The organism is Enterobacter sp. MGH 24 (assembly GCF_000493015.1).
In the GTDB taxonomy this organism is placed as follows: domain Bacteria; phylum Pseudomonadota; class Gammaproteobacteria; order Enterobacterales; family Enterobacteriaceae; genus Enterobacter.
This window is the reverse complement of sequence record NZ_KI535657.1, coordinates 845,137-864,019: the sequence shown is the minus strand read 5'-3', so window position 1 is coordinate 864,019 and position 18,883 is coordinate 845,137. Positions and strand designations below refer to the sequence as shown.

The window sequence follows — 18,883 nt, the reverse complement described above, 5'->3', positions numbered from 1 at the left end:
CAGCAATTCACTGGAAACTATTGTATTGTTGCTATAAATGATCTTCATTGCAGAGGTTCGCGCGGCTAATGAGAGGCTTCACCCATGGGGGTGTTGGTTGTCATTAGTCGCGAGGATGCGAAGAAGGTCGGGTTAAATCGACAGCACACCGGTGGTGTGCTGTCAAACATTTAAGAAAGGACAGAACTTTGCTGAATCCGATCGTTCGTAAATTCCAGTACGGTCAACATACCGTCACGCTGGAAACCGGCATGATGGCACGTCAGGCTACTGCTGCCGTTATGGTAAGCATGGATGACACTGCGGTATTCGTTACCGTTGTTGGCCAGAAAAAAGCTAAACCAGGTCAGGACTTCTTCCCGCTGACCGTTAACTACCAGGAGCGTACCTACGCTGCCGGTAAAATCCCGGGTGGTTTCTTCCGTCGTGAAGGCCGTCCAAGCGAAGGCGAAACCCTGATTGCGCGTCTGATTGACCGCCCGGTTCGTCCGCTGTTCCCGGAAGGCTTCGTTAACGAAGTACAGGTTATCGCGACCGTTGTTTCCGTTAACCCACAGGTTAACCCGGACATCGTTGCGATGATCGGCGCATCCGCTGCCCTGTCACTGTCTGGTATTCCATTCAATGGCCCAATCGGTGCCGCGCGCGTTGGCTACATCAACGACCAGTACGTGCTGAACCCAACTCAGGAAGAGCTGAAAGAAAGTAAGCTGGACCTGGTTGTAGCGGGTACTGAAGCCGCTGTGCTGATGGTTGAATCCGAAGCTGAACTGCTGAGCGAAGACCAGATGCTGGGCGCTGTGGTATTTGGCCACGACCAGCAGCAGATCGTTATCCAGAACATCAACGACCTGGTGAAAGAAGCCGGTAAACCACGTTGGGACTGGCAGCCAGAAGCGGCAAACGACGCGCTGAACGCACGCGTTGCAGCCCTGGCAGAATCTCGTCTGAGCGATGCATACCGCATCACTGACAAACAGGAGCGTTACGCTCAGGTTGACGTGATCAAGTCTGAAACTATCGCGACGCTGGTTGCTGAAGACGAAGCGCTGGACGCTAACGAACTGAGCGACATCCTGCACGCTATCGAGAAAAACGTTGTTCGTAGCCGCGTACTGGCAGGCGAGCCGCGTATTGATGGCCGTGAAAAAGACATGATCCGTGGTCTGGATGTGCGTACTGGCGTTCTGCCACGTACTCACGGTTCCGCGCTGTTCACCCGTGGCGAAACGCAGGCGCTGGTTACCGCGACCCTGGGTACGGCACGTGACGCACAGATCATCGACGAACTGATGGGCGAGCGCACCGACAGCTTCCTGTTCCACTACAACTTCCCTCCGTACTCCGTAGGCGAAACCGGTATGGTTGGCTCGCCGAAGCGTCGTGAAATTGGTCACGGTCGTCTGGCGAAGCGCGGCGTGCTGGCAGTCATGCCAGAAGCAGACAAATTCCCGTACACCGTACGTGTGGTGTCTGAAATCACCGAATCCAACGGTTCTTCTTCCATGGCTTCCGTGTGTGGTGCCTCTCTGGCGCTGATGGATGCAGGCGTGCCAATCAAAGCCGCCGTTGCGGGTATCGCAATGGGTCTGGTGAAAGAAGGCGACAACTTCGTTGTTCTGTCTGACATTCTGGGTGACGAAGACCACCTGGGCGATATGGACTTCAAAGTAGCGGGTTCCCGCGAAGGTATCTCTGCGCTGCAGATGGATATCAAAATTGAAGGTATCACCAAAGAGATCATGCAGGTTGCCCTGAACCAGGCTAAAGGTGCGCGTCTGCACATCCTGGGCGTGATGGAACAGGCGATTAACGCGCCGCGTGGCGACATTTCTCAGTTCGCTCCGCGTATCCACACCATCAAGATCAATCCAGACAAGATCAAAGATGTTATCGGTAAGGGCGGTTCCGTAATCCGTGCGCTGACCGAAGAGACTGGCACCACGATCGAAATCGAAGATGACGGTACTGTGAAGATCGCAGCAACCGACGGCGAGAAAGCGAAATTCGCGATCCGCCGCATCGAAGAAATCACTGCAGAGATCGAAGTGGGCCGCGTCTACGCAGGTAAAGTGACCCGTATCGTTGACTTTGGCGCGTTCGTTGCCATCGGTGGCGGTAAAGAAGGTCTGGTTCACATCTCTCAGATCGCTGACAAGCGCGTTGAGAAAGTGACCGATTACCTGCAGATGGGTCAGGAAGTACCGGTTAAAGTTCTGGAAGTTGATCGCCAGGGCCGTATCCGTCTGAGCATTAAAGAAGCAACCGAGCAGTCTCAGCCAGCTGCTGCGCCAGAAGCACAGGCAGCAGAACAGCAAGGCGAGTAAGTTGCCATTTGCCCTCCGCTTTGCGGAGGGCCTATTATCAGGCAGGACGCCTTGTTAAGCCGCCGGGGGACAGGACGTTCATCCAATAGTTGTCTTCGGGAGTGGGAAATGAAGCCTTTTTTGCGCTGGTGTTTCGTTGCGACAGCTTTAACGCTGGCAGGATGCAGCAACTCTGCCTGGCGTAAGAGCGAAGTCCTCGCAGTGCCATTGCAACCGACTTTGCAGCAGGAAGTGATTCTGGCACGCATGGAACAAATACTTGCCAGTCGGGCTTTAACCGATGAAGAACGCGCACAGCTTTTATATGAGCGCGGAGTGTTGTATGATAGTCTCGGTCTGAGGGCATTGGCGCGAAATGATTTTTCACAAGCGCTGGCTATCCGACCTGATATGCCTGAAGTATTCAATTACTTAGGCATTTATTTAACGCAGGCAGGCAATTTTGATGCTGCCTATGAAGCGTTTGATTCTGTACTTGAGCTTGATCCAACTTACAACTACGCGCACTTGAATCGCGGTATCGCATTGTATTACGGCGGTCGTGATAAGTTAGCGCAAGATGATCTGCTGGCGTTTTATCAAGACGATCCTAATGATCCTTTCCGTAGCCTGTGGCTTTACATCGTTGAGCGGAAGCTCGATGAGAAGCAGGCAAAAGAGGCACTAAAACAGCGCTTCGATAAATCGGACAAGGAACAGTGGGGATGGAACATTGTCGAGTTCTACCTGGGCAACATTAGCGAAGCAACGCTGATGGAACGCCTCAAGGCGGACGCAACGGATAACACCTCGCTCGCTGAGCATCTCAGTGAAACCAACTTCTATTTAGGTAAGTACTACCTAAGTCTGGGGGATATGGACAGCGCTACGGCACTGTTCAAATTAGCGGTTGCTAACAACGTACACAACTTCGTTGAGCACCGTTATGCATTGTTGGAATTATCGCTCTTGGGCCAGGAGCAAGACGACCTGGCAGAATCGGACCAGCAATAGCTGACGACATAAACATCAGCCCGTAATCTTTTGATTGCCATCACCTTCACTGGTGAGGGCGTTGTTGTTCGTCAATACACCTACTTTGAGCCGGTTCACACTTTTCAATGAAAATTGCTAATCATTTTCACGATGAGCTAAGTAGACTGGCCGCCATTAATATCGAGGCACTTGTACTACATGGCTGAATTCGAAACCACTTTTGCAGATCTGGGCCTGAAGGCTCCTATCCTTGAAGCCCTTAACGATCTGGGTTACGAAAAACCATCTCCGATCCAGGCTGAGTGTATCCCACACCTGCTCTCTGGTCGTGACGTGCTGGGCATGGCCCAGACTGGTAGCGGTAAAACTGCAGCATTCTCGCTGCCGCTGCTGAACAACATTGATCCGGACCTGCGTGCACCGCAGATCCTCGTCCTGGCTCCAACCCGTGAACTGGCTGTTCAGGTTGCAGAAGCCATGACGGAATTCTCTAAACATATGCGCGGCGTAAACGTGGTAGCCCTGTACGGCGGCCAGCGTTATGACGTGCAGTTACGCGCCCTGCGCCAGGGTCCACAGATTGTTGTCGGTACGCCGGGCCGTCTGCTGGATCACCTGAAGCGCGGTACTCTGGACCTCTCTAAACTGAGCGGTCTGGTACTGGATGAAGCAGATGAAATGCTGCGTATGGGCTTCATCGAAGACGTCGAAACCATCATGGCGCAGATCCCGGACGGTCACCAGACCGCGCTGTTCTCTGCCACCATGCCAGAAGCGATTCGTCGTATCACCAAACGCTTCATGAAAGATCCTCAGGAAGTGCGTATTCAGTCCAGCGTAACTACTCGCCCGGACATCAGCCAGAGCTACTGGTCTGTGTACGGCATGCGCAAAAACGAAGCGCTGGTACGTTTCCTGGAAGCGGAAGATTTTGATGCGGCGATTATCTTCGTTCGTACCAAAAACGCGACCCTGGAAGTGGCTGAAGCCCTGGAGCGTAGCGGCTACAACAGCGCAGCGCTGAACGGCGACATGAACCAGGCCCTGCGTGAGCAGACTCTGGAACGTCTGAAAGATGGTCGTCTGGATATCCTGATTGCAACCGACGTGGCAGCACGTGGTCTGGACGTTGAGCGTATCAGCCTGGTTGTGAACTACGACATCCCGATGGATTCCGAGTCTTACGTTCACCGTATCGGCCGTACCGGTCGTGCGGGCCGTGCTGGCCGCGCGCTGCTGTTCGTTGAGAACCGCGAGCGTCGTCTGCTGCGTAACATTGAACGCACCATGAAGCTGACCATTCCAGAAGCTGACCTGCCAAACGCAGATCTGCTGGGTAAACGCCGTCTGGAAAAATTCGCCGCGAAAGTACAGCAGCAGCTGGAAAGCAGCGATCTGGATCAGTACCGTGCGCTGCTGTCGCAGATTCAGCCTACCGCTGAAGGCGAAGAGCTGGACATGGAAACCCTGGCTGCAGCACTGCTGAAAATGGCTCAGGGCGAACGTAGCCTGATCGTGCCACCAGATGCACCGATGCGTCCTAAGCGTGAATTCCGTGACCGTGACGATCGCTTCGAACGTCGTGGCGACCGTAATGACCGTGGCCCACGTGGTGACCGTCCAGAGCGTGGTGGTGAAGACCGTCCACGTCGTGAACGTCGTGACGCGGGTGATATGGAACTGTACCGCATTGAAGTGGGCCGTGATGATGGCGTTGAAGTTCGTCACATCGTTGGCGCGATCGCTAACGAAGGCGACATCAGCAGCCGTTACATTGGTAACATCAAGCTGTTCGCATCCCACTCTACCATCGAGCTGCCAAAAGGCATGCCGGGCGAAGTGCTGCAGCACTTTACGCGTACCCGCATCCTGAACAAGCCGATGAACATGCAGCTGATGGGCGATGCACAGCCACGTCCTGACCGCGGTGGTGAACGTCGTGGCGGTGGTCGCAGCTTCGGTGGCGAACGTCGTGAAGGTGGTCGTAGCGAAGGTCGTGGTGAACCACGTCGTTTCTCCGGCGAGCGCCGTGAAAGCCGTGGCCCACGTCGTGACGAAGGCACCAGCCGTCGCCGTGACGCGTAAGCCTTACGCAACTGACGTAAAGTAAAATATACAGCCCCGATACACGCTATCGGGGCTTTTTTTATTTCTTTTGTACTCTTGTACTGGTACAGTGCGTCACATTAAAATGCAGAACCGCATGATTGACTGGAGAAAAGGCTGTATGGCGACACTAACCACCACCCAAACGTCACCTTCGCTGCTTGGCGGCGTGGTGATTATCGGCGGAACCATCATTGGTGCCGGGATGTTTTCCCTGCCAGTGGTCATGTCCGGTGCGTGGTTTTTCTGGTCGCTGGCCGCACTGGTTTTTACCTGGTTCTGTATGCTCCATTCCGGGCTGATGATCCTTGAGGCGAACCTGAACTACCGCATTGGCTCCAGCTTCGACACCATTACCAAAGATCTGCTGGGTAAAGGCTGGAACCTGGTGAACGGGCTATCCATCGCGTTTGTACTCTATATCCTGACCTACGCGTACATTTCAGCGAGTGGCTCGATTCTGCATCACACCTTCTCGGAGATGTCGCTGAACGTTCCGGCGCGTCTGGCGGGGCTGTGTTTTGCGCTGGCTGTGGCGTTTATCGTCTGGATGAGTACCAAAGCGGTGAGCCGCATGACGGCGATCGTATTAGGCGCTAAGGTCATCACTTTTTTCCTGACCTTTGGCAGCCTGCTGGGGCACGTGACGCCCGCCACGCTGTTTAACGTCGCCGAAGTGAATACCTCCTACACGCCGTACCTGCTGATGACGCTGCCGTTCTGTCTGGCGTCGTTCGGTTACCACGGTAACGTGCCGAGCCTGATGAAGTACTACGGCAAAGATCCCCGCACCATTGTAAAGTGTCTGGTCTACGGCACGCTGCTGGCGCTGGGTCTGTATGTGATTTGGCTGCTGGGGACGATGGGCAACATCCCGCGCCCGGAATTTATCGGCATTGCCCAGAAGGGCGGTAACATCGACGTGCTGGTGCAGGCGCTGAGCGGCGTGCTGAACAGCCGCAGCCTGGATCTGCTTCTGGTTATCTTCTCTAACTTTGCGGTGGCGAGCTCTTTCCTCGGCGTAACCCTGGGTCTGTTTGACTACCTGGCGGATCTGTTTGGCTTTGATGATTCTGCGATGGGGCGCTTCAAAACCGCGCTGCTGACCTTCCTGCCGCCGATTGTGGGCGGTCTGCTGTGGCCGAACGGCTTCCTGTACGCCATCGGCTATGCCGGCCTGGCGGCGACCATCTGGGCGGCAATTGTGCCGGCGCTGCTGGCACGTAAATCACGTAAACGCTTTGGCAGCCCGAAATTCCGCGTCTGGGGCGGCAAGCCGATGATTGTACTGATTCTGGTATTTGGTGCTGGCAATGCCCTGGTACACGTGCTGTCGAGTTTTAACCTGCTGCCTGTTTACCATTAAACCGTGCGGCCTGATCCCCTCACCCCGCCCCTCTCCCGAAGGGAGAGGGAGAAAACCGTAGGCCGGGCAAGGCGAAGCCGCCACCCGGCAAAAAGGCTACCCCACCAACTCTTCTTTCACCTGCATCGCCAAATCAAACGAATGCAAACGCGCCTGGTGATCGAAAATCTGGCCGTTAACCATAATCTCATCCGCCTGCGTTTCGCGCAGCACCGCCTCCAGCCCGTGACGCACTTTTGCCTTATCGCCTACCAGCGACATACTCAGCGCCTGCTGAACGCCATACTGTTCTGAGGCTGACCACAGCTGATGCATATTCTCCACCGGCGGCGGAAGCTGGCCCGTCTCACCGCGACGCAGCTTCACAAACGCCTGCTGCACGGAGGTAAACAGGAATTCCGCGTCGCGGTTGCTGTCGGCGGCAATGATGTTGATACATACCATCGCGTACGGCTTCTCCAGACGCTCGGACGGTTTGAAGTTCGTGCGGTAAAGATGCAGCGCCTGATGCAGCATATCCGGCGCGAAGTGCGAGGCGAACGCAAAGGGCAGCCCCAGCTGCGCGGCAAGCTGTGCGCTGTAGAGGCTTGAGCCCAGCAGCCAAACCGGGATCTTCTCACCGTAGCCCGGTACCGGGCGAACGTGCGGGTTCGGATCGCGCGCGTCGAACCAGTCCACCAGCTCGGCCACGTCGCGCGGGAAGTTGTCGATATCGCCGCTCATATGGCGACGCAGGGCACGCATCGTCGGCTGGTCGCTGCCCGGCGCACGACCAAGGCCCAAATCAATGCGCCCCGGATAGAGGGTATTCAGGGTGCCAAACTGCTCGGCAATCACCAGCGGGGCGTGGTTTGGCAGCATCACGCCGCCGGAGCCCAGGTGCAGGGTAGTGGTATTAGCTGCCAGATAGCCAATCAGTACCGAGGTGGCGGCGCTGGCGATGCCCACCATGTTGTGGTGCTCGGCCAGCCAGTAGCGGTGATAGCCACGCTTTTCGGCCAGCTTAGCCAGATCCAGCGAGTGCGAAAAGGCTTCTCTTGCCGAGGCGCCTTGTGGGATCGGCGCCAGATCCAGCACCGAAAACGGAATGGTTTTGTCAGTCATAACAGCTCACTTTGTCGACGGTGAATCTTTAATACTGCATTAAAAAATGATAACCGTTGTTAACAAAGTGAGCCTTTTTTACGCCTGCAACTCCAGCCCGGCGAGACGCTTCCAGTAGCCATTGCAGTCGCTGTTTGCCGTCAGCGGCAGCGGAGCGGCTCCGTTTTCGTTGGCGCGGAAGGCGTCCAGCATCGCGAACACGCCGGTATCGAGCGGCGACAGCCGAACCATATCTACCAGCCCCTCCATCGACGCCAGCTCGTTGCCGAGGTTATAGACATAGCCGCTCATGGTCTGAATGCCGTTGAGGACAAACACCTGCTGATTCTCCTGCGACAGCATGCTGCGCCCGTTCGGGTACTTAATGCAGCAGGTTTCACACTCGTCTTTCGGGCGGTCTTCCGAGCGCGCGGTAAAGCAGCGGGCGGAGTAGGCCAGCGGCAGATGGCCGTAGCTCAGTACTTCCACTTCAAACTGATTGCGTATGCCCAGCTCGTCGCACTGGTTAAGCAGGTTAGCCAGCCAGTCGCGGGAGAGTTCTACCGGCATGCACCAGCGCGTCATCCCCTGTTTGAGCAGCAGGCGCAAGGTCACGGCGTTATAGCAGTTCAGGGCATGGCCCGCGACAAACGGCAGCCTGCGTTCGGCGCACATGTTTACCACGCCGAGATCGCTCGCTTCCAGCAGGAATTCGCCGTTTTCGACGTAGCGCTTCAGCTCGCCCAGTTCGGAAGACGCCTGCACCAGCGCGAGCGTCGAGAGCACCACCTGCTTGCCGCTGCCGGCCAGGCTTTTCGCCATATCCAGCCAGTCGCCCACCTTGGTGGCGCGGCGCTTGCTGCACACCGCTTCACCGAGGTAAATCACATCGGCGCTGCTGGTGGCGGCCTGTTGGTAAAAATCTTCCAGCGTCTCTTTTGGCCAGTAGTAGAGCACCGGTCCTAATGAATATTTCATGATGATCTCACTGCCATTTACGGTGATACGCGCCAAGCGTGGTTTGCGTGCCTTCGGACATCGACCCGAGCGTCTCCATCCAGGCCTGCTGTGGAGCGTAGTTCTGCGGATCCGCCATGCAGCGGTCGATGGCCTGACGCCATACTTTCGCCACCTGGCTCACGTAGGCCGGGCTGCGTTGGCGACCCTCGATTTTCACCGAGGCAATATTGGCCGCCAGCAGTTCCGGCAGCAGTTCCAGCGTGTTGAGGCTGGTTGGCTCCTCCAGTGCGTGGTAGCGCTCGCCGTCGACCAGATAGCGGCCTTTACACAAGGTTGGATAACCGGCGTTTTCACCGTCCTTGTAGCGGTCAATCAGCACCTCATTCAGGCGAGACTCCAGCCCCTGCGGCGTTTGCTGCCAGCGAACAAAGCGGGCAGGGGAGCAGGCCCCGACGGTATTCGGCGATTCACCGGTTAAATAAGAGGAAAGATAGCAACGGCCTTCGGCCATGATGCACAGGCTGCCAAAGGCAAAAACCTCCAGCGGTACTGGCGTGACGCGCGCGAGTTGCTTAACCTGATGAATAGAGAGCACGCGCGGCAGCACCACGCGGGCCACGTCAAAGTGCTGATGGTAAAAACGCACGGCCTCTTCGTTGGTGGCAGATGCCTGAACAGAGACGTGGCGCTCAATATGGGGATAGCGTTCTGCCGCATACTCAAGCATGGCGAGGTCGGCCAGGATCAGCGCATCGGCACCCAGCTGTGCTGCCATATCCACCGCGCGCTGCCAGCGGGCATAGCCGTCAGGATGAGCAAAGGTATTGATGGCGATATGCAGCTTGCGGCGGTGCTGGTGAACGAAGTTAACGGCTTCCTGAAGCTTTTTCTCCGTAAAGTTGAGGCCAGCAAAATGGCGGGCGTTGGTGTCATCTTTCAGCCCGATATAGACCGCATCGGCCCCATTTTCGATGGCCGCCTTAAGCGCCGGAAGATTTCCGGCAGGGCAGAGCAGCTCCATAATTTATCCTGATGTAGTCGATCGCAAAATTGTTAACGAGCTGGGATTTTAATTAACCCATACGCGACAATTTTTGATTTAAGGCAGCTAATGGCGTATTGATGGCACCAATAATGAGGTACGGCTGACGACGGTTTGTTGATTTACGCCGCTATGTTGCGCTTCGGATATGGCAAAATAGCAGGACTATAGATATCAGGGAGTAAAGCTCGTGCTGGATAAACTGCGTTCACGTCTCGTACAATTTGGTCCATCAATGCTGAGCGTGCCGGTCAAGCTGGCGCCGTTCGCGCTTAAACGCCAGGTGCTGGAGCAGGTCCTGAGCTGGCAGTTCCGCCAGGCGCTGCAGGACGGCGAGCTGGAATTCCTCGAAGGCCGCTGGTTAAGCATTGAAGTGCGTGACATCGGGCTGCGCTGGTTTACCTCCGTTGAGAATGACCAGCTGATCGTACGCGAATCCGCCGAGGCGGATGTGAGTTTTAGCGCCAACGCCAGCGATCTGCTGATGATCGCCGCGCGCAAGCAGGATCCGGATACGCTCTTCTTCCAGCGCCGTCTGGTGATTGAAGGCGACACGGAGCTGGGCCTGTACGTTAAGAATTTAATGGATGCCATTGAGCTGGAGCAGATGCCGAAAGCGCTGCGCGTGATGTTAATGCAAATGGCAGATTTCGTTGAGGCCGGGCTGAAAACCCCGCCGGACGGTAAACACACTTCAGTAGGTGAGCCATGCTGATTCGAGTCGAAATTGGGATTGATGCGCCGGGGATCGATGCGTTGTTACGCCGCGCCTTTGCGAGCGATGCCGAAGCCCAACTGGTCCACGGCCTTCGCGAAGACGGCCTGATTACGCTGGGGCTGGTTGCCACCGATGACGAAGGTCAGGTGGTGGGCTATGTTGCCTTCAGTCCGGTCATCGTTCAGGGCGAAGAGCTGCAGTGGGTAGGCATGGCGCCGCTGGCGGTAGATGAAAGCTATCGCGGGCAAGGTCTGGCGCGCCAGCTGGTCTATGAAGGGCTGGATTCGCTCAATGAGTTTGGTTATGCGGCCGTTGTCACGCTGGGCGATCCGGCGTTCTATGGCCGATTGGGCTTTGAGCAGGCCGCGCATTACGATCTGCGCTGCCGCTGGCCGGGTACAGAATCCGCTTTCCAGGTCCATCGTCTGGCGGACGACGCGCTCAACGGCGTGCATGGCCTGGTCGAGTACCACGACCATTTCAATCGCTTTTAATCAGGCTCTCGCGTAGCGCCTCAAAGGAGCCGTCTCCGGTCACGAGGCGCTCTTTCTGGCGCTTCGTCAGCTGTTTGATGCGGTATTCCAGCCTGAGCGCCAGCGAACGGTCGCCGACGGGCGCTGAGAAGGCGAGCTGTAATTCCCCTTTCCCCCGCAGCGCCTTTGCCCCTTTTCCCGTTTGATGTTGTAAAAAACGCCGCGCTACATCGGTGGTGATCCCGGTGTAGAGGGCGTTATCAGAGGTTCGGACAAGATAGAGAAACCAGCACACGGTAAACGGATTCAGTATGTTAAGGTGAACGCACCATAGCATGAGAGAGAACGAAAATGGAAACACTGGCCGCCATTAACCGCTGGCTGGCGAAGCAGCATGTTGTCACCTGGTGCGTCTATGACGAGGGTGAGATGTGGTGCGCAAATGCGTTTTACTACTACGATCCTGAGCGCGTGGCTTTTTATGTCATGAGTGAAGACAAAACGCGTCACGCGCAGATGACCGGACAGCAGGCAAAGGTGGCGGGCACGGTAAACGGCCAGCCGAAAACGGTCGCGCTGATCCGCGGCGTGCAGTTCAAAGGGGAGATCCGTCGTCTGGATGGTGAAGAGAGCGACGCGCGCCGTAAGCTCTACACGCGCCGCTTTCCGGTAGCCGCTGCGCTAAAAGCCCCGGTGTGGGAAATCCGCCTCGATGAGCTGAAATTTACCGACAACACCCTGGGCTTTGGCAAGAAGCTTCACTGGTTACGCGCCGAGCAGGCGTAGCGCTTCGCGGTTAAACGCCGGGAGATCGTCCGGGGTTCGGCTGGTGATCAGCTGGTCTTTGTCGTTAACCACCTCCTGATCGTAAAACTCGGCCCCCGCATTTTTCAGATCGATGACGATCGGCTTCACGGCGGTAAGCTTACGCCCGCGGACCACTTCTGCGCTGATGAGCAGCTGCGGGCCGTGGCAGATGGCAAAGACCGGTTTGCCGGTGGAGACAAAATCCCGGGTGAAGGTCACGAAGCGCTCGTCCCCGCGCAGGGAATCCGGGGAATGGCCGCCGGGTAACAGCAGAGCGTCGAAATCTGAGGGGCTCACGTTATCAATGGTCTCGTCGATGGTCACGGTCGCCTCGCCCTTATGGCCTGTCACCGTTTTGCCCGCCTCTTTCTCAATGGTAATGACCTCATGTCCCGCTTTGCGGAACGCCTCTGCTGGAGAGGTGAATTCTGAATCTTCAAACTCGTCGGTAATCAAGACTGCGATTTTCTTGCCCATGCTTCCTCCGTTGTTTTGGCTTCAGACTGATTTTTCTCCGCTTGTGGTAAATACTTACCTGTAACAGACTTCTAAGTGTGGTCGACGACGCTGAGTTCGCAAACGGACAATTCTGTAAAGGGGATAAGATGAGTCAGGTATTGATTACGGGTGCTACCGGGTTAGTGGGCGATCATCTGCTGCGGCTGCTGATTCAGGATCGCCGCGTGAACTATATCGCTGCCCCGACGCGTCGACCGCTGGCAGATTTATCTGGCGTCTTTAATCCGCACGATCCTCAGCTGACGGACGCGCTGGCGCAGGTCCAGGATCCTATTGATATCGCCTTTTGCTGTCTGGGCACCACGCGGCGGGAGGCGGGCAGCAAAGAGGCATTTATCCACGCCGACTATACGCTGGTGGTGGATACCGCACTCACGGCGAAAAAGCGGGGGGCCAAACATTTTCTGGTGGTCAGCGCGCTGGGTGCCAGTGCCGGATCGCCTTTCTTCTACAACCAGGTGAAGGGCAAGATGGAGGATGCGCTGATTGCGCAGAAATGGGAGCAGCTGACGATTGTGCGCCCGTCGATGCTGATAGGCCACCGGGACGAACGCCGATTTAACGAGTCGATACTGGCCCCGCTGTTTCGCATTCTTCCCGGCAACTGGAAATCCATCGAGGCGCGGGACGTCGCCCGCGCGATGTTAAAAGAGGGGCTGGCCCCGTCGAAAGCGGGCGTTAACATTATCCCCTCGGCAAAACTGCGTGAAATCGCGCAGGGCGAGGCGTAAACTCCCCCGGCTAATAACCTAATACTCTCCGGGGAATGCTATGACTGGTCAGTCTTCATCTCAGGCGGCAACACCTGTTCAGTGGTGGAAGCCCGCACTCTTCTTTCTCGTGGTCATTGTTGGCCTCTGGTACGTGAAATGGCAGCCGTACTACGGCAAAGCCTTCACCGCCGCCGAAACGCACAGCATCGGTAAATCTATTCTCGCGCAGGCTGATTCCAGCCCGCTGCAGGCGGCGTGGGACTACGCCATGGTCTACTTCCTTGCCGTCTGGAAAGCCGCCGTCTTAGGTGTGATCCTGGGCTCGCTGATTCAGGTGCTTATCCCCCGCAACTGGCTGGTGAAAACCCTCGGGCAGCCGCGCTTTCAGGGCACGCTACTGGGAACGGTTTTCTCCCTGCCGGGCATGATGTGCTCCTGCTGTGCCGCGCCCGTGGCCGTAGGGATGCGCCGTCAGCGCGTGTCGATGGGCGGCGCGCTGGCGTTCTGGATGGGGAACCCGCTGCTTAACCCGGCAACGCTGGTGTTTATGGGCTTTGTGCTGGGCTGGTATTTCGCGTTTATCCGCCTGGTCGCCGGGCTGCTGACCGTGCTGGTGGTGGCGACGCTGGTGCAAAAACTGGTTAAGGATACTGCCGCAGAACCCGCAGCCGTTGAGCTGGACGTCAGCGAGCCGCAGGGTGGCTTCTTTGCGCGCTGGGGCAGGGCGCTATGGCAGCTTTTCTGGAGCACTATCCCGGTCTATATCCTGGCGGTACTGGTTCTGGGGGCGGCGCGCGTCTTGCTCTTCCCGCATGCGGATGGCGCTATCGATAACACGCTGATGTGGGTCATTGCGATGGCCGTTGCAGGCTGTCTGTTTGTGATCCCAACGGCGGCGGAGATCCCGATTGTTCAGACCATGATGCTGGCCGGCATGGGCACCGCGCCGGCGCTGGCGCTGCTGATTACGCTGCCGGCGATCAGCCTGCCGTCGCTGATTATGCTGCGTAAGTCATTCCCGGCGAAAGCGCTCTGGCTGACCGCGGGGCTGGTGGCGTTGAGCGGGGTGATGGTGGGAAGTATTGCGTTGATGTAAAAAAAGCCCGGTGGCGCTAGCGCTTACCGGGCCTACAGTCAGGTGTGGCTTACTTAATGTAAGTAAACGCGGTGGTGACGTGCTTCACGCCGCTCACCCGGCTGGCGATATCGGCCGCCGCTTTCCCTTCACGGTCGGTCACCAGGCCCAGCAGGAACACTTCGCCGTTTTCAGTCGTCACTTTCACGTTGGATGATTTCACCTGGTCCGAACCCAGCAGCTGGGAACGCACTTTGGTGGTGATCCAGGTATCGGAAGAGGCGTCACCCAGGCCAATTGGCTTGCCCTGACGTACTTCGTTAAACACCTCTGTGGTCCCTTCGACGCCCATCGCAATCTGTTTCGCGCGAGAGGCGAGCTCCATATTCGGCGCCTGGCCTGCCAGCAGCACTTTGCCCTGATAAGCCGTTACGTTGATACGCGCTTCTTTCTTGATTTGTTCGTCTTTCGACAGCGCACTGTTGACGCGCAGCTCCAGCGTACCGTCATCCACCTGTGTACCCACAGTGCGCGGATCGGTTGCCGCCTTGGTGCCTACCGCTGCGGTACCCACAACGGCCGCAGCGATACATCCCTGAAGCAGTAATGCAGACATAAGGACTGCGAGGGTCGATAAAGCCTTCATAAGAACTCCTTAATCATCCTGGTGAGGGAAAAGCGTGTTATCGATCAAATCACATAAGCAGTTCACCGTGAGCATATGCATTTCCTGAATACGTGCGCTCCGGTGAGAAGGAATGCGGATTTCCACATCCTGCGGCCCAAGCAGACCCGCCAGCTCACCCCCGTCATAGCCGGTTAAGGCCACGATGGTCATGTCGCGGGTGACGGCGGCTTCAACGGCTTTGACAATGTCCCGGCTATTCCCGCGCGTGGAGATGGCCAGCAGCACATCTCCGGCGTGACCCAGGGCTCGCACCTGCTTTGCGTAAATTTCGTCATGCAGACGATCGTTAGCAATCGCCGTTAAGACCACATTATCGGTATTAAGTGCAATGGCGGGTAAACTCGGGCGTTCTGTTTCAAAGCGATTGATCATGCTGGCAGCAAAATGCTGTGCGTTGGCGGCTGACGTGCCGTTGCCACAACAGAGGATTTTGTTGCCATTTAGCAGGGATTGCACCAGCGTCATTGCGGCACGCGAGATAGCATCCGGAAGGGCTTCCGCCGCGGCAATCTGAGTCTGGATGCTTTCTGTGAAGCACACTTTAATTCTTTCGAGCACGTTATCCCTTTTAAATCTTAATTATGCGTCTTCGCCAAAAGCGTTTTTAAGCCATTCGATCTCATTTCCGGTGAAGGCTATCACATCGAACCGGCAATCCACAGTATCAAAGCTCCCATTATGGCGGGCAAGCCACAAGTGGGCAGTCTGTAATAATTTATGTTGTTTGGCGAGCGTCACGCTGGCGGCAGCACCGCCAAAACGGGAGGACTGTCGAAAGCGGACTTCTACAAACACGATGACCTGACCGTCTTTCATGATCAGGTCGATTTCGCCGCCGCGCCCGCGGACGTTAGCGGCGATAAAGCGCAGTCCATTGCCTTCAAGCCAGCGACGCGCCTTTAACTCCCACGCATCGCCGGTCTCTTTACGGCTTAACTGGCCGGGACGATTTGCCCCTGCTGGTATTTGAGCCATGATAACTTCCTGTTGATCACGCAGTCCTGGGTTGCGGTCAGATCGCCGGTGTTGCCGTTAAGCTCAAAGCCCGGCACCTGACGCATCTGGGTAAAGTGGTTCGCCAGCGCCCATGCATCGACACCCATCGCATACAGACGCGCCAGCGAATAATCGTTACGTACGGTACTCAGCGCCTGCTGCATCAGCGCCGGGTTGCTGCCTGCCAGCATCGGGATTTCGCTGTACTGCAGACCGTCCATTTCCAGACGGAAATCCGGGCCTGCGGTGCCCTGCGCGCTGCGTGAGCTGGCGTAGAGCGTTGCGCCGCTCTGGCTGCCGTTACGCATCGCGATCATCGGTTTGATAAAGGCGATCTCCTGCGGTGTGGCAACGATATAGGCCGCATCCACTTTACCGCCACCGCTAATCTGCGCGTCGGTAGGCGGGGCAGGGATCGTCAGGCCGCCAATCGTCACGCTCTGCTGCTGTGGCAGGCTTGCGGTGACAGGGCTGCCGTTAAGCGCGATACCCGCTCCGCCGTTTACGCCCGCGCGCAGTTCAGAGACGGAACCGAATTTCTGCTGCAGCACCACGCCGCCGCCGAGCTTCTGCCACTCGTCGGCAAAGGCATTGGCCACGCGATCGCCCAGCGCGCTGCGCGGGATGAGCAGCAGCGGAGCCTGCTTACCCTGCTCGTGAATATGACGCGCCGCATCGCGGGCTTCATCTTCAGGGGAAAGCGCGAAATAGCAAATATTGGCCCGGTTCTGAACCTGCTCAGGCTGGTTGAGCGCCAGCACGTTCAGCGTGGTATTGCTCTTCATCAGCTCTTCCACATTGTTTTTCAGCAGCGGACCGACAACGATGCTCGCCCCGTCCTGCTGAACCTGCGCCAGAACCTGGTCAAGCGGCTGCGAGCTGGTGTCGTAGATTTTCAACTCAGCGCCCGGGTTGGCGCTGGTGGTTGCCACGGCCTGCGGCTGCGCAGCAGGTTGGGCTGCGGGTTGTGCAGGCTGCGGTTGAGGCTGTTCTGCTGTTGCGTCAGGCGCTGGCGCTGGCGCTGCTTGCGTCTCGGTCGGAGCCTGAGTAGCAGGTGCTGTAGTAGCCGGTGCTGGTGAAGCCGGAGGCGTCGTCGGCGCCGTCACCGGGTTTTGCATCGTACCCTGCGCCGGCGCTTGCGCCGTAGTCAGGTCGCTGGTCTCTGCGGCGGACGGGCTGACAACATCATTTACGTTAGCCGCCTGAGCCGCCTGGGCGGGAACCGCACTGCCGGTTACCGACGTCGTGCCGTTTTTCGCTGCTTCAAAGCCCTGCTGAATAGTTCGGCCAAACACCGCCGCCTGGCCGTTGAGCGGCAGAAGCAGGGCTATTTTGCTGGTGGACGCTGGCTTAAAGTTCTGCACGTTCACCAACTGGGTTGGCAGCATTTTCGCACCCGGGTTTTGCGGGTAGCGCGTCTGCCAGTCCGTAATACCGGCCTTCAGCATCTTTGGATCGCTGCGGTTGTTAAACCACATCTGCTGCAGATCCAGCCAGCCCTGCAGGACGTTTTCATCGGCGTTGATGACCAGCGCCTGCGCTTGTTCCTGGGTCATAGAGGCAAGCGCTTGCCAGGTGGCATCGATATTTTTCTGCTTATCGGCACCGCCAAGCAGCGGCTCTTGCGCGATGAGGGCGCGGAGCAGCGTCAGGGAAGGGCGCCCCTGCTCAGCGGTAATGCCCGCCTGCCAGAAGCGAGCCTGCTGATTTTTATCCAGCGCGCTCACGTCGATGTCACCGAGGATCTTCTTCGCGGAGGCGTAATCTTTCAGCGCGACTTTCAGCTCGGCAGAGAGAAGACTCTGCTCACGACGCTGGACATCGTTAAGATCTTTCGGCAACTGGTTAAACAGTTCGGCAGCCTGCGGGGTTTTACCCTCTTTCAGCAGTGCACGAATGGCGAGTAATTGCCAGTTGGTCTTGGTATCATTTGAACTCTGCGACATTTGTTGCAGATAAAAGCCAGAATCAGCCTGAGCAGAACCCTGAAGATGGGCGGTGCTCTGGTCAGGTGCCTGGGTGCCACAGCCTGCAAAGATCAGGGCTGCCAGCAGAAGCGGCACGCTGCGCGTGGCTTTTTTTCGAAGAAACGTTAACGGTACCATACTGTATCCAGTGATTTTTTTTACGCAATGCTCAATATTAAATCGGCAATACGGACGAAACAATGAAACAACACGAAACGGCAGATAATTCTCAAGGCCAGCTTTATATTGTACCTACTCCTATCGGGAATTTGTCTGATATTACCCAACGTGCGCTCACCGTACTGCAAGCTGTTGATTTAATTGCTGCTGAAGATACCCGCCACACCGGACTACTGCTGCAACATTTCGCGATTAACGCCCGTTTGTTTGCTCTGCACGATCACAATGAGCAACAAAAAGCCGAAACGCTGGTGGCGAAGCTGAAAGAGGGGCAGAACATTGCGCTGGTCTCCGATGCCGGTACGCCGCTGATCAACGATCCTGGCTATCACCTGGTGCGTACCTGTCGCGAAGCCGGTATTCGCGTTGTGCCACTGCCGGGGCCGTGCGCCGCAATTGCTGCGCTGAGCGCCGCGGGTCTGCCGTCGGACCGTTTCTGCTATGAAGGCTTCCTGCCAGCCAAATCCAAAGGTCGTCGCGACGTGTTAAAAGACCTGGAAGCGGAACCGCGCACCCTTATTTTTTACGAATCCACGCACCGCCTGCTGGAAAGCCTGGAAGACATGGCGACCGTCTGGGGAGAAGCCCGCTACGTGGTGCTGGCGCGCGAGCTGACCAAAACTTGGGAGACTATCCACGGCGCGCCGGTGGGTGAACTGCTGGCTTGGGTGAAAGAAGATGAAAACCGCCGCAAGGGCGAAATGGTGCTGATTGTCGAAGGGCATAAAGCGCAGGAAGACGCGCTGCCTGCCGACGCGCTGCGCACGCTGGCGCTGCTGCAGGCGGAACTGCCGCTGAAGAAAGCGGCGGCATTAGCGGCGGAGATCCACGGCGTGAAAAAAAATGCGCTGTATAAGCATGCGCTGGAGCAGCAGGGGGAGTAATCCA

At 57.0% G+C, this 18,883-nt stretch carries 20 protein-coding genes; 11 read left to right on the top strand and 9 right to left on the bottom strand.

The window, feature by feature from the left end:
- Nucleotides 1–188: 188 nt before the first annotated feature.
- From pnp to mtr, 5 genes are all read left to right on the top strand, one after another.
- Nucleotides 189–2,327, top strand: a complete 2,139-nt coding sequence (gene pnp / locus L370_RS17735) for a polyribonucleotide nucleotidyltransferase (protein WP_023309332.1) — start codon at nucleotides 189–191, stop codon at nucleotides 2,325–2,327.
- 108 nt (nucleotides 2,328–2,435) lie between these two features.
- A complete protein-coding gene (gene nlpI / locus L370_RS17740; RefSeq protein ID WP_023333586.1) occupies nucleotides 2,436–3,320 on the top strand; it encodes a lipoprotein NlpI in 885 nt (294 codons plus the stop codon).
- Nucleotides 3,321–3,427: 107 nt separating this feature from the next.
- Nucleotides 3,428–3,508 carry a protein YrbN gene (gene yrbN, locus L370_RS23355; RefSeq protein ID WP_097397692.1) on the top strand — a complete coding sequence of 27 codons (81 nt, stop codon included), beginning with the start codon at nucleotides 3,428–3,430 and terminating at the stop codon, nucleotides 3,506–3,508.
- Nucleotides 3,501–5,387, top strand: coding sequence for a DEAD/DEAH family ATP-dependent RNA helicase (locus tag L370_RS17745; RefSeq protein WP_023333585.1), 1,887 nt, complete (start codon nucleotides 3,501–3,503; stop codon nucleotides 5,385–5,387). Before yrbN ends, L370_RS17745 begins: the two co-directional genes overlap by 8 nt.
- Nucleotides 5,388–5,529: 142 nt before the next feature.
- Complete coding sequence (mtr, locus tag L370_RS17750) at nucleotides 5,530–6,774, top strand: tryptophan permease (protein ID WP_023333584.1); 1,245 nt, start codon at nucleotides 5,530–5,532, stop codon at nucleotides 6,772–6,774.
- A gap of 96 nt (nucleotides 6,775–6,870) precedes the next feature.
- Here the strand turns inward: mtr and L370_RS17755 are convergent, their stop codons facing one another.
- The 3 genes from L370_RS17755 to L370_RS17765 form a co-directional block, all read right to left on the bottom strand.
- Nucleotides 6,871–7,878 (bottom strand): luciferase-like monooxygenase, encoded by a 1,008-nt coding sequence (locus tag L370_RS17755; RefSeq protein ID WP_023333583.1) that lies wholly within the window; start codon nucleotides 7,876–7,878, stop codon nucleotides 6,871–6,873.
- A 78-nt stretch (nucleotides 7,879–7,956) separates the two neighbouring features.
- A complete protein-coding gene (locus tag L370_RS17760; RefSeq protein WP_023333582.1) occupies nucleotides 7,957–8,835 on the bottom strand; it encodes a U32 family peptidase in 879 nt (292 codons plus the stop codon).
- Between the two features lie 7 nt (nucleotides 8,836–8,842).
- Nucleotides 8,843–9,838, bottom strand: a complete 996-nt coding sequence (locus L370_RS17765) for a ubiquinone anaerobic biosynthesis protein UbiU (RefSeq protein ID WP_023333581.1) — start codon at nucleotides 9,836–9,838, stop codon at nucleotides 8,843–8,845.
- A gap of 211 nt (nucleotides 9,839–10,049) precedes the next feature.
- On the opposite strand from L370_RS17765, the gene L370_RS17770 reads away from it, so the two are divergent.
- Complete coding sequence (locus tag L370_RS17770; RefSeq protein ID WP_023333580.1) at nucleotides 10,050–10,574, top strand: ubiquinone anaerobic biosynthesis accessory factor UbiT; 525 nt, start codon at nucleotides 10,050–10,052, stop codon at nucleotides 10,572–10,574.
- A complete protein-coding gene (locus L370_RS17775) occupies nucleotides 10,568–11,071 on the top strand; it encodes a GNAT family N-acetyltransferase (protein WP_023333579.1) in 504 nt (167 codons plus the stop codon). The genes L370_RS17770 and L370_RS17775 overlap by 7 nt, the downstream gene beginning before the upstream one ends.
- On the opposite strand, the gene L370_RS17780 is transcribed toward L370_RS17775, so the two are convergent.
- Nucleotides 11,058–11,387, bottom strand: coding sequence for a GIY-YIG nuclease family protein (locus tag L370_RS17780; RefSeq protein ID WP_023333578.1), 330 nt, complete (start codon nucleotides 11,385–11,387; stop codon nucleotides 11,058–11,060). The two genes, L370_RS17775 and L370_RS17780, sit on opposite strands and share 14 nt — an antisense overlap.
- A gap of 14 nt (nucleotides 11,388–11,401) precedes the next feature.
- Here L370_RS17780 and L370_RS17785 point away from each other — a divergent pair, with 14 nt between their 5' ends.
- Nucleotides 11,402–11,836, top strand: coding sequence for a YhbP family protein (locus L370_RS17785; RefSeq protein ID WP_023309322.1), 435 nt, complete (start codon nucleotides 11,402–11,404; stop codon nucleotides 11,834–11,836).
- Here the strand turns inward: L370_RS17785 and L370_RS17790 are convergent.
- Nucleotides 11,816–12,334, bottom strand: coding sequence for a type 1 glutamine amidotransferase domain-containing protein (locus tag L370_RS17790; protein ID WP_023333577.1), 519 nt, complete (start codon nucleotides 12,332–12,334; stop codon nucleotides 11,816–11,818). The genes L370_RS17785 and L370_RS17790 overlap by 21 nt on opposite strands.
- Nucleotides 12,335–12,462: 128 nt before the next feature.
- Between L370_RS17790 and L370_RS17795 the strand changes: the two genes are divergently transcribed.
- Together L370_RS17795 and L370_RS17800 are read left to right on the top strand one after the other, a co-directional pair.
- Complete coding sequence (locus tag L370_RS17795) at nucleotides 12,463–13,107, top strand: NAD(P)H-binding protein (RefSeq protein WP_023333576.1); 645 nt, start codon at nucleotides 12,463–12,465, stop codon at nucleotides 13,105–13,107.
- A 40-nt stretch (nucleotides 13,108–13,147) separates the two neighbouring features.
- A complete protein-coding gene (locus L370_RS17800; protein ID WP_023333575.1) occupies nucleotides 13,148–14,185 on the top strand; it encodes a permease in 1,038 nt (345 codons plus the stop codon).
- Nucleotides 14,186–14,234: 49 nt separating this feature from the next.
- Here the strand turns inward: L370_RS17800 and dolP are convergent, their stop codons facing one another.
- Genes dolP through L370_RS17820 form a run of 4 tightly spaced genes read right to left on the bottom strand, consistent with a single transcriptional unit; the run spans nucleotide 14,235 to nucleotide 17,953 of the window.
- Nucleotides 14,235–14,810 carry a division/outer membrane stress-associated lipid-binding lipoprotein gene (gene dolP, locus L370_RS17805; RefSeq protein WP_023333574.1) on the bottom strand — a complete coding sequence of 192 codons (576 nt, stop codon included), beginning with the start codon at nucleotides 14,808–14,810 and terminating at the stop codon, nucleotides 14,235–14,237.
- A gap of 9 nt (nucleotides 14,811–14,819) precedes the next feature.
- A complete protein-coding gene (gene diaA, locus L370_RS17810; protein ID WP_003861754.1) occupies nucleotides 14,820–15,410 on the bottom strand; it encodes a DnaA initiator-associating protein DiaA in 591 nt (196 codons plus the stop codon).
- A gap of 21 nt (nucleotides 15,411–15,431) precedes the next feature.
- The gene (locus L370_RS17815; RefSeq protein WP_023333573.1) at nucleotides 15,432–15,827 is read right to left on the bottom strand and encodes a YraN family protein; all 396 of its coding nucleotides are present in this window, start codon (nucleotides 15,825–15,827) and stop codon (nucleotides 15,432–15,434) included.
- Nucleotides 15,785–17,953 carry a penicillin-binding protein activator gene (locus tag L370_RS17820; RefSeq protein ID WP_023333572.1) on the bottom strand — a complete coding sequence of 723 codons (2,169 nt, stop codon included), beginning with the start codon at nucleotides 17,951–17,953 and terminating at the stop codon, nucleotides 15,785–15,787. The genes L370_RS17815 and L370_RS17820 overlap by 43 nt, the downstream gene beginning before the upstream one ends.
- 62 nt (nucleotides 17,954–18,015) lie before the next feature.
- On the opposite strand from L370_RS17820, the gene rsmI reads away from it, so the two are divergent.
- Entirely contained in the window at nucleotides 18,016–18,879 is an 864-nt protein-coding gene (gene rsmI, locus L370_RS17825; protein WP_023333571.1) for a 16S rRNA (cytidine(1402)-2'-O)-methyltransferase, read from the top strand.
- Nucleotides 18,880–18,883 lie beyond the last annotated feature (4 nt).

What these genes read in the sequence shown, in the direction of transcription:
- nlpI (WP_023333586.1), top strand. Translation starts at nt 2,436, where the DNA reads ATGAAGCCTTTTTTGCGCTGGTGTTTCGTTGCGACAGCTTTAACGCTG.
- yrbN (WP_097397692.1), top strand. Translation starts at nt 3,428, where the DNA reads ATGAAAATTGCTAATCATTTTCACGATGAGCTAAGTAGACTGGCCGCC.
- L370_RS17745 (WP_023333585.1), top strand. Translation starts at nt 3,501, where the DNA reads ATGGCTGAATTCGAAACCACTTTTGCAGATCTGGGCCTGAAGGCTCCT.
- mtr (WP_023333584.1), top strand. Translation starts at nt 5,530, where the DNA reads ATGGCGACACTAACCACCACCCAAACGTCACCTTCGCTGCTTGGCGGC.
- L370_RS17755 (WP_023333583.1), bottom strand. Translation starts at nt 7,878, where the DNA reads ATGACTGACAAAACCATTCCGTTTTCGGTGCTGGATCTGGCGCCGATC.
- L370_RS17760 (WP_023333582.1), bottom strand. Translation starts at nt 8,835, where the DNA reads ATGAAATATTCATTAGGACCGGTGCTCTACTACTGGCCAAAAGAGACG.
- L370_RS17765 (WP_023333581.1), bottom strand. Translation starts at nt 9,838, where the DNA reads ATGGAGCTGCTCTGCCCTGCCGGAAATCTTCCGGCGCTTAAGGCGGCC.
- L370_RS17775 (WP_023333579.1), top strand. Translation starts at nt 10,568, where the DNA reads ATGCTGATTCGAGTCGAAATTGGGATTGATGCGCCGGGGATCGATGCG.
- L370_RS17780 (WP_023333578.1), bottom strand. Translation starts at nt 11,387, where the DNA reads ATGCTATGGTGCGTTCACCTTAACATACTGAATCCGTTTACCGTGTGC.
- L370_RS17785 (WP_023309322.1), top strand. Translation starts at nt 11,402, where the DNA reads ATGGAAACACTGGCCGCCATTAACCGCTGGCTGGCGAAGCAGCATGTT.
- L370_RS17790 (WP_023333577.1), bottom strand. Translation starts at nt 12,334, where the DNA reads ATGGGCAAGAAAATCGCAGTCTTGATTACCGACGAGTTTGAAGATTCA.
- L370_RS17795 (WP_023333576.1), top strand. Translation starts at nt 12,463, where the DNA reads ATGAGTCAGGTATTGATTACGGGTGCTACCGGGTTAGTGGGCGATCAT.
- L370_RS17800 (WP_023333575.1), top strand. Translation starts at nt 13,148, where the DNA reads ATGACTGGTCAGTCTTCATCTCAGGCGGCAACACCTGTTCAGTGGTGG.
- dolP (WP_023333574.1), bottom strand. Translation starts at nt 14,810, where the DNA reads ATGAAGGCTTTATCGACCCTCGCAGTCCTTATGTCTGCATTACTGCTT.
- L370_RS17815 (WP_023333573.1), bottom strand. Translation starts at nt 15,827, where the DNA reads ATGGCTCAAATACCAGCAGGGGCAAATCGTCCCGGCCAGTTAAGCCGT.
- L370_RS17820 (WP_023333572.1), bottom strand. Translation starts at nt 17,953, where the DNA reads ATGGTACCGTTAACGTTTCTTCGAAAAAAAGCCACGCGCAGCGTGCCG.
- rsmI (WP_023333571.1), top strand. Translation starts at nt 18,016, where the DNA reads ATGAAACAACACGAAACGGCAGATAATTCTCAAGGCCAGCTTTATATT.